The organism is Patulibacter sp. (assembly GCF_030655195.1).
Classification (GTDB): domain Bacteria; phylum Actinomycetota; class Thermoleophilia; order Solirubrobacterales; family Solirubrobacteraceae; genus Patulibacter.
The window spans coordinates 46758-59803 of sequence record NZ_JAURWA010000024.1; the positions used below are offsets into that span (position 1 = coordinate 46758).

A 13046-nucleotide genomic window follows, 5' to 3' on the forward strand; every position below is an offset into this window, starting at 1 on the left:
ACCGGGGCGACGCTCACGCGGGCCGAGGCCCGGACCGGCGCGGTGCTCGCGCCGGGCGTGGCCTCGACCGGCCCCGGCGGGTCGCCGCTCAGGCGGCCCACTGCGCGGCGGCGCCGTCGGTGCGGGGGGAGAACGCACCGTCGATCCGCTGCGCCGGCGCCGGCTCGGCGGTCGGCGGCGTCGCCGCCGGGCGACCGAGCACGATGTGCGCCGCGGGCGGGTCGACGTCGTACTGCCGCTCGAAGAGCGCGACGCGCACCGTCTCCACGAGGATCGCCACGTCGAGCACGGGGGAGCGGTGCTCGAGGTAGAAGAGGTCGTTGCCCAGCTTCACCGCGCTGGCCTCGGTGGTGGCCGCGTAGCCCGCCCGGACCCGTGCCCAGCCGGTGATGCCCGGCCGCACGAGGTGGCGGTAGGGGAAGAGCGGGAGGACGTCGCCCAGGCGGTCGGAGATCGCGACCTGCTCGGGCCGCGGGCCGACGAGCGCCATGTCGCCGCGCAGGACGTTCCACAGCTGCGGCAGCTCGTCGACGTGGGTCTTGCGGAGGATCGCGCCGATGCGGGTGACCCGGGGGTCGTTCGCGCCGGACCAGTCCGACCCGGTGCCGCGCATCGTCCGCAGCTTGATGATCGTGAACGGCCGGCCGTGCAGGCCGACGCGGCGCTGGCGGAAGAGGATCCGGCCCTCGCCGTCGGCGGCGATCAGCGGCGCGAGCAGCAGCAGGAACGGCGCGACGAGCAGCAGCAGCACGCCGCTGACGGCGATGTCCATGGCACGGGAGGCGGCGCCGCCCGCGGACCGGCGGCCGGGCTCGGCGAGCCGCAGGAGCCAGTCCTCGTCCACGGCGTCGAGCGGCACGACGCCGAAGGCGTGCTCGCAGAAGCGGGTGCGCGACAGGACGTGCGGGCCGCCGTGGCGCATCCGGTGCGCCAGGGCGCCGCGGACGGACTGGGCGTGCAGGTGGTCGGTGTGCACGACCAGCTCGGGCCGGAGCCGCGCGAGGTCGGCCTCGAGGTCGAGCAGGGAGCCCGTCGACCCGATGATGCGGAACCGGGACGGGCCGACGGCGACGAGCGTCGCGGCGAGCTCGTCGGCCTCCTCCGGGGTGCCGATGACCAGGACCCGCGTCGGGTGGCGGCGGAGCACCACGTCGCCGAGGACCTCGGCCGTCAGGGCCAGGGCGGCGGCCCCGACGAGGGCGACCGCGCCGACGGGGGAGCCGAGGCCCAGCGCGCCGGCCGCTGCGACGAGCCCGAGCGCCAGGACGACGATCAGGGCGGGGAGCAGGACGCGGGCCAGGGGAAGTGCGGCGACCGTGTCGCGGTCCGCGGGGCTCCGGCGGGCCGCGGCGCCCAGCAGCCCGGCGGCGAGCAGGCCGGACGTCGGATCGGCGTCGAGACCGACCAGCACGCCGGCGGCGAGCGGGACGACGACGCCGCGTACCGTCGCGACGGACCGGCCCGTCATCCGCCGGGACGACGGAGCCCGTACCGCGTCTGCCGGGGCGATTGCCGGGGCCTCGATGTCAGCGGGGTGGGCGGGTCCGAACACGTGTCGTATGTTCGTCCGCGCAGCTTGCACGCACCATCGACCGGCGGGAGGGTTCAGGGGTCGAGCGTCCCGTCCCGCTGGGGGGAACGCCGACGGTGGGTCCGCGCACCCCCCGATGGGGCTACTCGTCAGTACGCCTCGCTGTGGACCGTTCTCACGCGACGCGTTCCGGGCCCCGATCGCCCGTCTGCACCGTCGATTGCTGTGTGCCGACCCGGTCCCGCAGCACGCTATGGTCGCCGTCCGTCGCCCACGGTCGACTGCCGTGCGACGCCGCCGGCGGCACGGACCGGATCGCGGGACGGAGCACCTCATGAACCCCGACTTCCCTCGAGACGACCCCGCATCGGCCGACAGCGCCCTGTGGCCGCTGCTCGCCGCCGTGCGCCGCCGGTGGTGGCTCGTCGTCCTCATCGTCGCGGTGTGCGGCGTCGCCGCCGCGGTCGTGACGGGGCGGAAGGCGCCGTCGTACACCGCGCAGGCGCAGATCCTCGCCAAGCCGTTCTCCGGCGACGAGTCCACCCTCTTCGGGGTCCGCCTGCTGCAGAACTCCGGCGACCCGACCCGGGACGTCGAGACCGCGATCACCCTCCTCGCCAACCAGGCGACGGAGACGACGACCGCCCGGCGGCTCGGCGACGGGACGACGCAGCGCGACGTGCACGACCACATCGCGCTGTCCGCGATCGGCGGCGGCGACGTCATCGGCGTCGACGGCACCGCCGACACCCCCGAGGGCGCCGTCCGGCTCGCCGACACCTACGCCCGGGCGGCGATCGACGCCCGCAACGCCCTGGTCGCCCAGGACGCCCGCGCCGCGATCGCGCAGATCGACGGGCGCAACGAGGCCGCGCTCGTCGGTCCGCGCCAGCAGCTGCGGACCCTGCGCGACAAGGGCGACCCGACCCTCCTCTTCTCGCAGCAGGCCGCCGCCCCGGAGGGCCCGGACGGCCCCGCCGGCTGGCTCGTCGTCGTCGCCGCGATGGTCGCCGGCGTGCTCCTCGGGACCGTCGGCGCGCTGCTCCTGGAGCGCGTCGACCGGCGCGTCCGCGACCGCGCCGGGCTCCTGCGCCGGGTGCCGGTGCCCGTCCTGACGGGCGTCCCGTCGCCGCGCGGCCGTCACGGCATCGACATGCCGCCGGCGGTGCGCGAGGCCTTCCGGACGCTGCAGATCCAGCTGGACCTGCGGCGCACCGAGGGCTGCCGCCGCATCCTCGTCACGAGCCCGAGCTCCGGCGACGGCAAGACGACCGCCGTCCTGAACCTCGCCTTCGCGCTGGTCAGCGCGGGGCACCGGGTCATCGTCATCGACTTCGACCTGCGCAAGCCCGACGTCGCCCGGCAGCTCGACGTCGTCGAGCCCACCGGCGTGGCGACCACGATCGCGACGGGGCAGCCGCTCACCGAGATCATGCGCCCGGCCCCGCGCCTGCCGCCGCTGCGGGTCGTCCAGGTCTCCAGCGGTCCGGGCGACGTCGCGCTCCTGCCGACGCTCACCCGTCGGATGGAGGTCGTCCTCGCGGAGGCCGCCCCGCTCGCGGACTACGTCCTGCTCGACACGTCGCCGCTGGGCGAGGTCAGCGACGCGCTGCCGCTGCTGGAGATCGTCGACGACGTGCTCGTCGTCGGCCGGCCGGGCCGCACCGACGGCCGGTCGCTCGACGCGATGGCCGGGCTGTTCCAGCGCTCGGGGATCACGCCGGCGGGCTGGGTCGTGATGGGTGCCGAGACCATGGTCTCCACCTACTACGAGGAGCCGGCCCGCGGACGCGCGGACGGGCTGCGCGGCGCGCTCCGTCGGCTGCGCACGGGAACGCGCTGAGTCGTGGCGCCCCGCGGTCCGGGGGTGCCCTGGCCTGCCACGCCCGAGCAGGGCACGCGGTGGGCCGTCGGGCTCGTCGCCGCCGGCGCGCTCGTCCTCGGGGCGCTGCAGGGCGGGTACGCACCGTCGCGGTACGCGCCCTTCGCGGTCCTCGTCCTCTGGGCCGTCGTCGTCGCCCGCGTCGTGCCGGGACGGCCGGCGACGTCCGGTCCCGCGCGGATCGCGATCGCGGCCTCGGTGCTGCTGACGGGCTGGACGGCCCTCTCGATCACCTGGGCGGCCACGCCCGGCGCGGCGCTCGACGCGACGGGTCGGACGGTCCTCTACGCGGCGGTCCTCGGCCTCGCGCTCCTGCCGCGCTGGCCCGCGGCGTCGCTCCGCCGCCTGCTCGTGCTGGTCGCCGCGGGCGCGGTCCTGCTCGCGGTCGGCACCGTGGCCTGGGTCGACCTGGCGACGGACCCGACGCGCTGGGTCATCGACGGCAGGCTCGTCGCGCCGACGGGCTACGTCAACGCGACGGCGGGGCTCTGGGGGATCGCGCTCGTGGTCCTCGTCCACCTGGCGTCCGGCGGGCTCCGCAGCCCCGGAGGACGCGTCCTCGCGCTGACCGGTGCCGGGGTCGTCCTGCAGACCTCGCTCCTGTCGCAGAGCCGCGGGGCCGTCCTGGCCCTCGTCGTGGCGACGGCGGTCCTCGTCGTCCTCTCGCCGCACCGCGGGGCGGTGCTGCTCGTCGTCGCCGCGCTCGCCGCCGCGACCCTGCCGGTGGCCCCGGGGCTCCTGGACGTCCGCGGCGCCCCGGACGCCGCGGCGCTGGCGGACGGCCTGCACGGGGCGAGCGGGCGCATCGCGCTGGCCGCCCTCGGCCTGGCGCTCCTCGGTGCGGCCTGGCAGGTGGCGCTCGCCCGGATGGGCGAGGTCCGGCGGGAGGCCCTCTCGTCCCGGGCGCTCGGCCTCGCGACCGCCGGGACCCTCGCGGCGGTGCTCGCCGTCGGCGCGGTGGCCGCGATCGGCAACCCGGTCACGTGGGTGGGGGACAAGGCCGACCAGGCCCTGCACGGCGGCTACGGCGAGGTCGCCCCGACGGGCTCGCGCCTGACCGGGGAGCTCGGGTCCGACCGCGGGGACCTCTACCGCGTCGCGCTCGACCTCTTCGCCTCGCGGCCGCTCAACGGCGTGGGGGCCGAGGACTTCCAGGCCGCCTACCTGCGCGAGCGCGACTCCCAGGAGTCCGCCCGCTACGCCCACAGCCTGCCGCTCGGGGTGCTCGCCGGCATCGGCCTGGTCGGCGGCCTGCTCCTCCTGGTCGCCCTCGCCGTCCCGCTGCTCGCCGCGTTGCGGGGGCGGTCGGGCCTGGACGACCCGGCCCGGGCGGGGTCGGCCGCGGCCCTGGCCGCCTTCGTCGCCTGGGCGGCGGGCGCGACGTGGGACTGGACCTGGGAGTTCCCCGCCCTGACCGTGCTCGCGTTCGTCCTGCTGGGCGCGGCCGCGCGCGCCACGGGGACCGCGGGGGCCGCCCCGTCGCCCGAGCTGCTCGCCGTGCGGGAGCGCGCCCGCGCCCACGGGATCGTCGTGCCCGACGACCGCCCGTCCGGTCCGTGGCTGCCGTCGCGCGGGGCGGCCCGCGCCCGCCTGGCCGGCGTCGTGGTCGCCGTCGCGGCCACGACGGTCGTGCTCGCGGCCCTCGGCGGCTCGTCGTACTTCCTGCGCAAGGGCACGGCCCAGTCCTCGCAGGACCCGGAGGCCGCGGCGACGTCCCTGGCCCGTGCGGCACGCCTGAACCCGCTCGACGGCGACGCGCCCCTCAGCCGCGCGGTCGTGGTCCGTCGGCTGGGCGACGTCGCCGGCTGGCGGGCCGACCTGGAGGAGACGATCGACCGCGCCCCGGAGGACTGGTTCGCGCACCTCGAGCTCGGCATGGCGCAGGCGCAGGCGGGCGAACGCGACGCCGCGCTGAGCACCCTCCGGCGGGCGGCCCGGCTGAACCCGAACCAGCCGACGGTGCGCGACGTCCTCGCCGCGGTGGAGCGCGGCGACCGGGTGGACCCGGGTGAGGTCGAGGCGATCGTGGCGGGGCGGCTGGCCACGCGCCTGCGCTCGATCGGGACCTCGCCGTAGCGGCCCCTGCTCGGCGGCGCGCCCGTCGGGGTCGGCGGAGCGACGCGCCCGCCTGCGTCGGGGCCCGGTCCGCCCGTCCGGCTCGGCGGATCCCGTCGCCCCGGCGCGGCTCAGCGCGGCAGCAGCACGCGGACGCTCGTCCCTCGCCCCGGGGCGCTGCGGATCTGCAGCCGGCCGCCGACCGCCTGGATGCGCCGGTTCAGCGACCGCAGGCCGATGTGCCCCGTCTCCTCCGCGTGGAGGCGGTCCGCCCGGGTCATGCCGGTGCCGTCGTCGGTGACCTTGAGGGCGACGCCGTCGCCGGTGCCGCGCAGGTCGACGAGGACGATCGAGGGCGAGGCGTGCTTGGCGGCGTTGCCGACGAGCTCGGCGACCATCCCCACCAGCATCGGGTCCGAGCGCGCGCCGACCTCGTCGTCGACGACGACGCGGACCTCGAAGTCGCCGCGGGACTCCCACGCACCGGCGATCGACCGCAGCTGCTCCCGGACGACGGATCCGCCGTCCTGGTCCGGGAACACGTCGGTGGTGACCTCGCGCAGCGAGACGATGCTCTCGTCGAGCGTCGAGATGCCGATCTCCAGCGCGTCCGGGTCCCCGTCGAGGTGGTCGACCAGGTCCTGCCGGGCGCTGATGATGGTCTGGAGCGGGCCGTCGTGCAGCTGGACGGCGAGCCGCTCGCGCTCGTCCCGCTCGACCTGCCCGAGCTCCTGGGTGAGCGCCCGGCGGGCGGCGGCGAGACGCTCCGCGTAGGCGCGCGAGCCGTCCCGCAGCCGCAGCGCCACGTACGCGATCGCGCTGCTGGACAGGTAGATGCTCGCGAACGTCGCGAAGGACTCCCACGGCTGCTCGGCCCCGGCGCGCACGTCGTGCGCCCACACCGCGCCGAAGGCGACGCCGCCCAGGACGATCAGCAGCGCCGTGGTCGTGCGGTCCGTGATGACCGCCCACGCTGCGGGGGCGAGGCAGAGGATCCGCAGGACGGGGGACTCGGTCTCGCCGGAGGCGGCGACCGCAGCGACGATGAACGCCAGGTCGACCGTCCCGACCAGGCGGGCCTGGCGCAGCGACCAGCGGCGCAGGAGCAGGTGCGCCGTGCTGAGGGCGAACCACACCACGGACGCCGCGAAGACGGGGATCAGCCACGACGCGCGCTCGTCCGCGACGAGGACGAGGACGATCGTGGTGGCCGCGCCGGCGAGGCGGGCGAGCGTCGTGCCGACCGGGCTCGGGTCGCGCTCGGGCACGGGGGAGCTCGGGCGCTCCGCGACGACGTCGTCCTCCGCGGCGCCGGGGGTGGCCGCGGCGATCGGCGCGATCGGCTCGTGCACGCGACGCAGCCTACCGTCGGGAGAGTGCCGCCGGAAGGCGTCCCGGGTACGCTGATACCCGATGCCGTCAGACACCCCGATCACCGTCGTCGTCGCAGACGACCATCCGGTCTTCCTCGACGGCGTGCTGGGTGCGCTGGACAGACGCCCCGACGTCGAGGTGGTGGCCTCGGCCGGCAACGGGGCCGAGGCCCTGGAGCTGGTGCGCGAGCACCGCCCGGCGGTCGCGCTGCTGGACCTGCGCCTCCCGCTGATGACCGGGGTCGAGGTGCTGCACGCGATCCGTCGGGACGACCTGCCCACACGCGTCCTCATCCTCTCCGGTGAGCTGGCGTCGGCCACCGTCTACGAGGCGGTCCAGGCCGGGGTCGACGGCTACCTGACGAAGGACGCCGACCGCCGGATGATCTGCGAGGCCATCGTCACCGTCGCCGGCGGCGGCACCGTCTTGGCCCCGGAGGCCCAGGCCGCCCTCACCCGCGAGGTCCGCGGCCGGGTCAACGACGACGTCCCGGTGCTCTCGCCGCGCGAGCGCGAGGTGCTGCGGATGATCGCCGAAGGACTCTCCGGCCCGGAGATCGCGGCCGAGCTGCAGATCGGCACCGCGACCGTCAAGACCCACACGCAGAACGTGTACGACAAGCTCGGCGTCTCCGAGCGCGCGGCGGCCGTCGCCTCGGCGATGCGGCGCAACATGCTCGAGTAGCGCGCGGTCCGTGCCGGCGGGCCCGCGCGGGCTCTGTGGCCCCCGGCACGGTTTCCGTCGATCGGTGGAGTGCTCATCCCCCCACGCCCGGTCCGGCGACCGGGCGTGACGCTCACCCCGAAGGCCATCCGCCCGGTCGATGGTGGCCGACGCGACGGACGAGGACCATGAGGGAGTGGTTCTCTCTGCCCCGACCCCGACGCCGGATCCGGCTCCATGAAGCCCGGTGCGTTCCTCGCGTCCGGCGGCCGCACCGTCCTGGCGGCGCTCGCCCTGCTGGTCCTCGTGATGGTCGCGCTCGTCGGCGCCCGGGTCGCGGACCTCTCGTCGTCGGCGGCCGCCCGGACCGAGTCCTGCGCGCCGACTCAGGTCGCGGCGACCACCCCCGCGGTAGCGGCATCCGCCTCGGGCCCGACGGGCAGCGGCTACGGCGAGACCGGTGCCGGCGGCGTCCTGAGCGGCACGGGCGGCGGGTCCTCCGTCGACGACCGCGACCAGGGGCGCGGCACCGGCACGACCCCGACCCCGGCAGCCCCGGCGTCGGACTGCGCCACGCCTTCCACGGTCGCCTGCAGCCCGACCGACCCGTCGGGCTCCGGCTCGGCCGGCGGCGCCGCGGCCGCCACCCCCGCCCGCGAGACGACTCCCGCGACGGGCAAGGACTCCGATCCCGCCTCCGGCGACCCCACGGGTCCGACCGGCAGCGGCTACGGCGAGACCGGCGCCGGTGGCGTCCTCGGCGGCGCCTCGGACTCCGCCTCCACGAGCAGCGGCTCGGACCCGTCGACCGGCTCGTCCTCCGATCCGGCGTCCGGCGACCCCACGGGTCCCACGGGCAGCGGCTACGGCGAGACCGGCGCCGGCGGCGTCCTCGGCGGCGCCACGGACCCCACCTCCCCGAGCAGCGGCTCCGACCCGGCCGGTGCGTCCTCCGGCGACCCGACGGGTCCGACCGGCAGCGGCTACGGCGAGACCGGCGCCGGCGGCGTCCTCGGCTCCGCCAAGGACGACGCGGGCACCGACCCCGCCTCCTGCGGCACCGCGATCACCTCCGGTCCGGGTGCCGGGATCGGCGTCGGCCTCCAGGCCGGCCCCGCTCCTGACGACGCGACCGTCGCCTCCGGGACCTCCACCGGGGCCGACCGGGCGTCCCGTGGCTCGACGGACGCGAAGGACGCGTCGACGACCGGCGCCGCGGGCACGGGCGGCTCCGCCTCGGGCACCCGGTCGGGCCGCCCGACCTGGACGCCGAAGACGCGCGACGGCAGGTCCGAGCGTGCGAGCCGCGATGACGCGTCGCTGAACGTCGCCGGGTTCGACCCGGCCGCCGCGGCCGGGACGCAGCCGCCGTCGAGGACCCCGACGATCATCGCGGTCGGCGGCCTCATCTTCCTGCTGTTCGCCGTCGCCGCGGTCCTGCGACGCGGTCGCGTCGGCGGCCGCAACTGGTAGACCGGCCCCCGTTCGTCGGCGAGCCCCGCTCGCCGACGGACGGGCGGGTTCGGACGCCTACGGGCGGCTGCGCCGACGCAGGGGCGGCCAGCTCGGGACGACCGACGACGGCGTCGACGTCCCGAAGACGTAATCGATCAGCGCGGCGTGGTCGATGATCCCGAGCTCGTCGCGGACGACGGCCTCGACCTCCTCGCGCGACCGGCCCTCCGCCGCCATCGAGAGCGCGGTCAGGCGCGCGCTGTCGAGCTTGGCGGGCGGGTCGACGTGCGTCTCCTCGACGGAGCCACCCGGGGACGGACGGTCACCGGGGGACGGGACGTCGCTGCCCGACGCGGGCGTGTGGTCGTCGGTCGACGGCGTCCCCTCGCGCCCGGGGGACGACGCGTCCCGGCCGGGTGATGCCGCGGTGTCGGCGAGCACGGGCGCCGAGGCCTGCGGCTCCGCCGGTCGCGGATCAGGTGCGGCGGCGATCGCACCGGGCCGCGAGGGCTCGACCTCGTGCGGTCCGCTCGCGTGCTCGTCCCGGACGTGGTCCTCCACGATCCGGAGGGCCGCGGGGGTCGACGGGCGAGGGGCGTCAAGGGCGCGCGGCTCGTCGGAGTCCTCCCGGTCGTGGGCACGACGGGCGGCCGACCGCGGTGCGGGCTCGCGCCACGCGGACCAGCGCGGCCGGCGGACCCGGCGCGACGCCTCGGGCTCCTGCTCGACGAACGTCCCGGTGTCGGCCGACGCGGTCGGCTCGCCGGGCCCGGAGTCGTAGACGGTCTCCCACTCGTCGGCGACCGGGACGTCGGCGTCGACGACGGGCCGCACGGACGCCGACCCCTCGGGATCGGTCGCGGGGGCGGCGTCGCGCGCGGGCGCCGCGGCGGACGAGGGTGCGGGATCGGGCGCGATCTCCCGCGCGGGCGCGGGCGACGCGTCGGGCCGGGAGGTGACGACGGCCTCCTCGGCGGGTGCGCCACGGCCGGACGGCTGGTCCCCGGCGTCCGGCCTCGACGTCGGAGCGTCGGCGGCCGCGGTCGCGGAGGGTCGCGTGGGGGGGAGCGGCCGGAGGCTCGACAGCCGCACCGCGTGCTCCTGCACGTCGGCGGCCGACGCCAGCAGACCGGAGGTCAGGGTCTCGAGCTCGGCGGCCCGGTCGTCGAGCTCCGCGCGGCGACGCTCGAGCGTCGCGCCGAGGGCGTCGAGCTCGGCGCGCCGGGCGTCCAGACGGCGGGAGCGGTCGTCGAAGGCGTCCGTCCGGGCGTCGAGGTCGCGTGCGCGGTCGTCGATCTGCTCGGCCCACGCCTGGAGCTCCGTGCGACGGGCATCGAGCTCCGCCGTGCGGGCCTCGAGGCTCCCCGCGGCCCGCGCCTCGGCGGCCGAGATGATCTGCGCCACCTCGCGCTGCGCCGCCGCGAGGACGTCCTCGATCCGCGAGGTCGCGGGAAGCGGGTCACCGGGGGTGGGGTCGGGCGGGGTGGTCATGGATCAGCCGAGCTTCGGGGTGGGACCGGACATCGCGCCGGGGGACCAGGGGAGCGCGGGGTCGAGGAGGGGAGAGGCGGGGGCTACGGGTACCCGGATCGTGACGATGCGCTCACCCTGGGCGCCGTGCTCGACATCTAGGCCACCGTCCATCGCACGGATCCGGGCCGTCAGCTGGGTGAGCGTCCTCGTGGCGTCGGCGGACGGGTCGAGGCCGAGCGTGAAGCGCCGGTCGTCGTGGCGGAGCACCAGGACGACCTCGTCGTCCTCCAGGTCGGCGTCGATCCGGACGCGTGCCGCGGCGCTCGAGACCTCGGCGTCGCGGACCAGGTCGCGCGTGGCCGCGAGCAGGACGGGGTGCGCGGTCCTGCCCAGCCGGCGGGTCGTGGCGACCTCGACGGCGGCGCCCCGGGAGCGGTCGCCTGCGACGGCGAGCGCGCTCAGCCCCTCGGCCAGCGGCTGCTCGTCGTCGCCGTCGTCGCGCAACGCCGCGATCGTCTCCCGCAGGCGATGGGTGGCGGCCTCGAGACCGGACCGGGCGTCGGGGAGCAGGTCCAGGTCGCCGTTCATGGCATCCGAGATGTCGTGCCGGGTGGAGAGGAGCAGCTGCAGGACGTCGTCGTGGAGGAGGTCCGCGACGCGGGAGCGCTCGGTGCTGCCGGCCCGGAGCGCCTGATGGAGCATGTCGTGCACGGACTCCGAAAGCCGGGTGATCCGCTCCGCCCGGCGGTCGCGCTCGACCGCGATCAGGCTCGCGACGAGCCCGGACCACGTGATCGCGAGGGCCAGCAGGATCAGCGAGCTCTCGTCCAGCCCGGGGCCGTCGAACAGCGGGCCGGTCGCCCAGACCACGACGCACGCCACGACGGAGACCGCGGCGAGCCCGACGACGGTGGCGGCGGGCAGGGTCAGGCCGTAGCCGATGGGGATGGCGCAGAGCACCAGGAGGACGGCCACGCGCGGCTCGGCGACCGCGACCGCCACCGCGCACAGCGCGATGATGTCGGCGACCGCCCGCACGACGTCGGAGCGACGACTGACGGCACCGAGGGTGGCGCGGGGCCAGGCGATCGCGGTGCTCGCCACGACGTACAGCCCCGCGAGCAGCGGTACGACGGTCGCCGCGCGCGAGCTGTTCTCGTCTACGTTGACGAGGAGCAGCGCCCCGACCGCGATGGCGGCGAGGATGCGGAAGACGGCCCGGGCCTGGGTGCTGACGCGGCGCAGCGCGTGCGGGATCGGCCCCGTCGCGAGCTCCCCCTCGTGCACCGCGTTGAGGCCGGGCCAGGACATCAGGCGGGTCCGGTCCGCCTCGCGATCGACAGGACGGCCTCGCAGATCTCGCGGCGGGAGTCGTTCTTGTCGAGACAGTCGACGGCGCCGGCGGCGCGTGCGTCCTCGGACAGGCAGCGGTCGTGGCGCGCGCTGAGCAGGACCACCCTGGTCTCGCTCAGCGACGGGTCGGCGGTGACGCCGCGGGCGACCTCGAGGCCGTCGACGAGCGGCATCCGCGCGTCGGCGAGGACCATGCGCGGCCGCAGCTCGCGGATCGCCTCGAGGGCGAGGGCGCCGTTGACGACGTCGCCGACCACGACCATGTCCGGGAACCGGCCCAGGGCGCGGACCATCCCACTGCGGAACCGATCGTTGTCGTCGGCGACGAGGACGGTCACCCGCTCGTCGCGGTCCGTCTCGATCTCCTGGCGCCCGTCGGGGGCGTGGCCGTCCATCATTCTCCCCACACGCTCGTCCACAGGATCATAGGCTCGGCGGCTCTCCGAGAGGTAGGCATAGCCGAAGTACCCATCAACTGATGCAACGATCAGCACCGCCGATCGGATGCGGCTACAGTGTTCACCGCCCTCAACCGGTCGACGCCGTCGACGGCCCCGACGGTGGACCCCCGCAGGGGTCGCGCGGCGCCTCTCGGGGGGACCCGGATCAGCCCATCGGGGGCAGGAACCGGCCCGTCCGCCGGGCCCAGGCCTCGTACGCCGGACCGTGGACCGTGCGCAGGTGGGGCTCCTCGACCTGGATGGCCTGCAGCCGCACCCCGATCAGCAGCAGGACCACGCCGGCGGCACCGGGGTAGGTCGGATCGATCATCGCGACGCCCAGCGCGACGACGACCATGCCCGTGTAGATCGGGTGGCGCATGCGCCCGAAGGGCCCGGTGGTGACCAGCTCGGTGCGCTCGCCCTCGTCCTGGCCCATCCGCCAGTGCTCGCGCATCGTGGCCTGCGCCCACGCGGCCCACGCGAGGCCGGCGGCGAGCAGCAGGAACCCCGCGGCGTGGGTGATGAACGCGTCGCCGGGCGTCCAGGCCCAGTCGAGGCCGACCAGGTGGCCGGCCGGGCCCAGGCCCACCAGGACGGTGCCGACGGCCAGGAGGGCCGCGGCGCGGCGTGGCGCTCCCGGGGCGGAGCGACGGAGCACCACCCCGGTCCGCCCGGTCCGCCGGCGGTGCGCCAGCACGCGGGCCGGCAGGAGGACGACCAGGGCGACGACGGCCCCGATGAGCGCGGCTGCGGACACGGAGGCGGAAGCGTCGCACGCCGGGCGGCGGGGCGCCCGGGGGTTCCACCGTCGGGCGGG

Annotated in this window: 10 protein-coding genes; 4 read left to right on the forward strand and 6 right to left on the reverse strand. The window is 76.7% G+C overall.

The window, feature by feature from the left end; translation table 11 throughout:
* Positions 1-88: 88 nt before the first annotated feature.
* Positions 89-1468, reverse strand: a complete 1380-nt coding sequence (locus Q7T67_RS02395) for a sugar transferase (RefSeq protein WP_304785735.1) — start codon at positions 1466-1468, stop codon at positions 89-91.
* A 397-nt stretch (positions 1469-1865) separates the two neighbouring features.
* On the opposite strand from Q7T67_RS02395, the gene Q7T67_RS02400 reads away from it, so the two are divergent.
* Together Q7T67_RS02400 and Q7T67_RS02405 are read left to right on the forward strand one after the other, a co-directional pair.
* Complete coding sequence (locus Q7T67_RS02400) at positions 1866-3374, forward strand: CpsD/CapB family tyrosine-protein kinase (RefSeq protein WP_304785736.1); 1509 nt, start codon at positions 1866-1868, stop codon at positions 3372-3374.
* 24 nt (positions 3375-3398) lie between these two features.
* Positions 3399-5489: a M48 family metallopeptidase gene (locus tag Q7T67_RS02405; RefSeq protein WP_304785737.1), complete on the forward strand. Its 2091-nt coding sequence runs from the start codon at positions 3399-3401 to the stop codon at positions 5487-5489.
* Between the two features lie 110 nt (positions 5490-5599).
* Here the strand turns inward: Q7T67_RS02405 and Q7T67_RS02410 are convergent, their stop codons facing one another.
* Complete coding sequence (locus tag Q7T67_RS02410) at positions 5600-6820, reverse strand: sensor histidine kinase (protein ID WP_304785738.1); 1221 nt, start codon at positions 6818-6820, stop codon at positions 5600-5602.
* 61 nt (positions 6821-6881) lie between these two features.
* On the opposite strand from Q7T67_RS02410, the gene Q7T67_RS02415 reads away from it, so the two are divergent.
* Both Q7T67_RS02415 and Q7T67_RS02420 read left to right on the forward strand, forming a co-directional pair.
* Positions 6882-7526, forward strand: a complete 645-nt coding sequence (locus Q7T67_RS02415; RefSeq protein ID WP_304785739.1) for a response regulator transcription factor — start codon at positions 6882-6884, stop codon at positions 7524-7526.
* 216 nt (positions 7527-7742) lie between these two features.
* Positions 7743-8978, forward strand: coding sequence for a hypothetical protein (locus Q7T67_RS02420; protein ID WP_304785740.1), 1236 nt, complete (start codon positions 7743-7745; stop codon positions 8976-8978).
* Between the two features lie 57 nt (positions 8979-9035).
* On the opposite strand, the gene Q7T67_RS02425 is transcribed toward Q7T67_RS02420, so the two are convergent.
* The 4 genes from Q7T67_RS02425 to Q7T67_RS02440 all read right to left on the reverse strand — a co-directional run bounded on the left by Q7T67_RS02425 (position 9036) and on the right by Q7T67_RS02440 (position 12986).
* Positions 9036-10451: a hypothetical protein gene (locus tag Q7T67_RS02425; RefSeq protein WP_304785741.1), complete on the reverse strand. Its 1416-nt coding sequence runs from the start codon at positions 10449-10451 to the stop codon at positions 9036-9038.
* A 3-nt stretch (positions 10452-10454) separates the two neighbouring features.
* Positions 10455-11744, reverse strand: a complete 1290-nt coding sequence (locus Q7T67_RS02430; protein WP_304785742.1) for a sensor histidine kinase — start codon at positions 11742-11744, stop codon at positions 10455-10457.
* The gene (locus Q7T67_RS02435; RefSeq protein ID WP_304785743.1) at positions 11744-12181 is read right to left on the reverse strand and encodes a response regulator transcription factor; all 438 of its coding nucleotides are present in this window, start codon (positions 12179-12181) and stop codon (positions 11744-11746) included. The genes Q7T67_RS02430 and Q7T67_RS02435 overlap by 1 nt, the downstream gene beginning before the upstream one ends.
* Positions 12182-12392: 211 nt before the next feature.
* Entirely contained in the window at positions 12393-12986 is a 594-nt protein-coding gene (locus Q7T67_RS02440; protein ID WP_304785744.1) for an isoprenylcysteine carboxylmethyltransferase family protein, read from the reverse strand.
* Positions 12987-13046 lie beyond the last annotated feature (60 nt).

Coding starts and splice junctions, on each gene's coding strand:
- Q7T67_RS02415 (WP_304785739.1), top strand. CDS start 6,882: ATGCCGTCAGACACCCCGATCACCGTCGTCGTCGCAGACGACCATCCG.
- Q7T67_RS02425 (WP_304785741.1), bottom strand. CDS start 10,451: ATGACCACCCCGCCCGACCCCACCCCCGGTGACCCGCTTCCCGCGACC.
- Q7T67_RS02435 (WP_304785743.1), bottom strand. CDS start 12,181: ATGGACGGCCACGCCCCCGACGGGCGCCAGGAGATCGAGACGGACCGC.
- Q7T67_RS02430 (WP_304785742.1), bottom strand. CDS start 11,744: ATGTCCTGGCCCGGCCTCAACGCGGTGCACGAGGGGGAGCTCGCGACG.
- Q7T67_RS02400 (WP_304785736.1), top strand. CDS start 1,866: ATGAACCCCGACTTCCCTCGAGACGACCCCGCATCGGCCGACAGCGCC.
- Q7T67_RS02395 (WP_304785735.1), bottom strand. CDS start 1,468: ATGACGGGCCGGTCCGTCGCGACGGTACGCGGCGTCGTCGTCCCGCTC.
- Q7T67_RS02420 (WP_304785740.1), top strand. CDS start 7,743: ATGAAGCCCGGTGCGTTCCTCGCGTCCGGCGGCCGCACCGTCCTGGCG.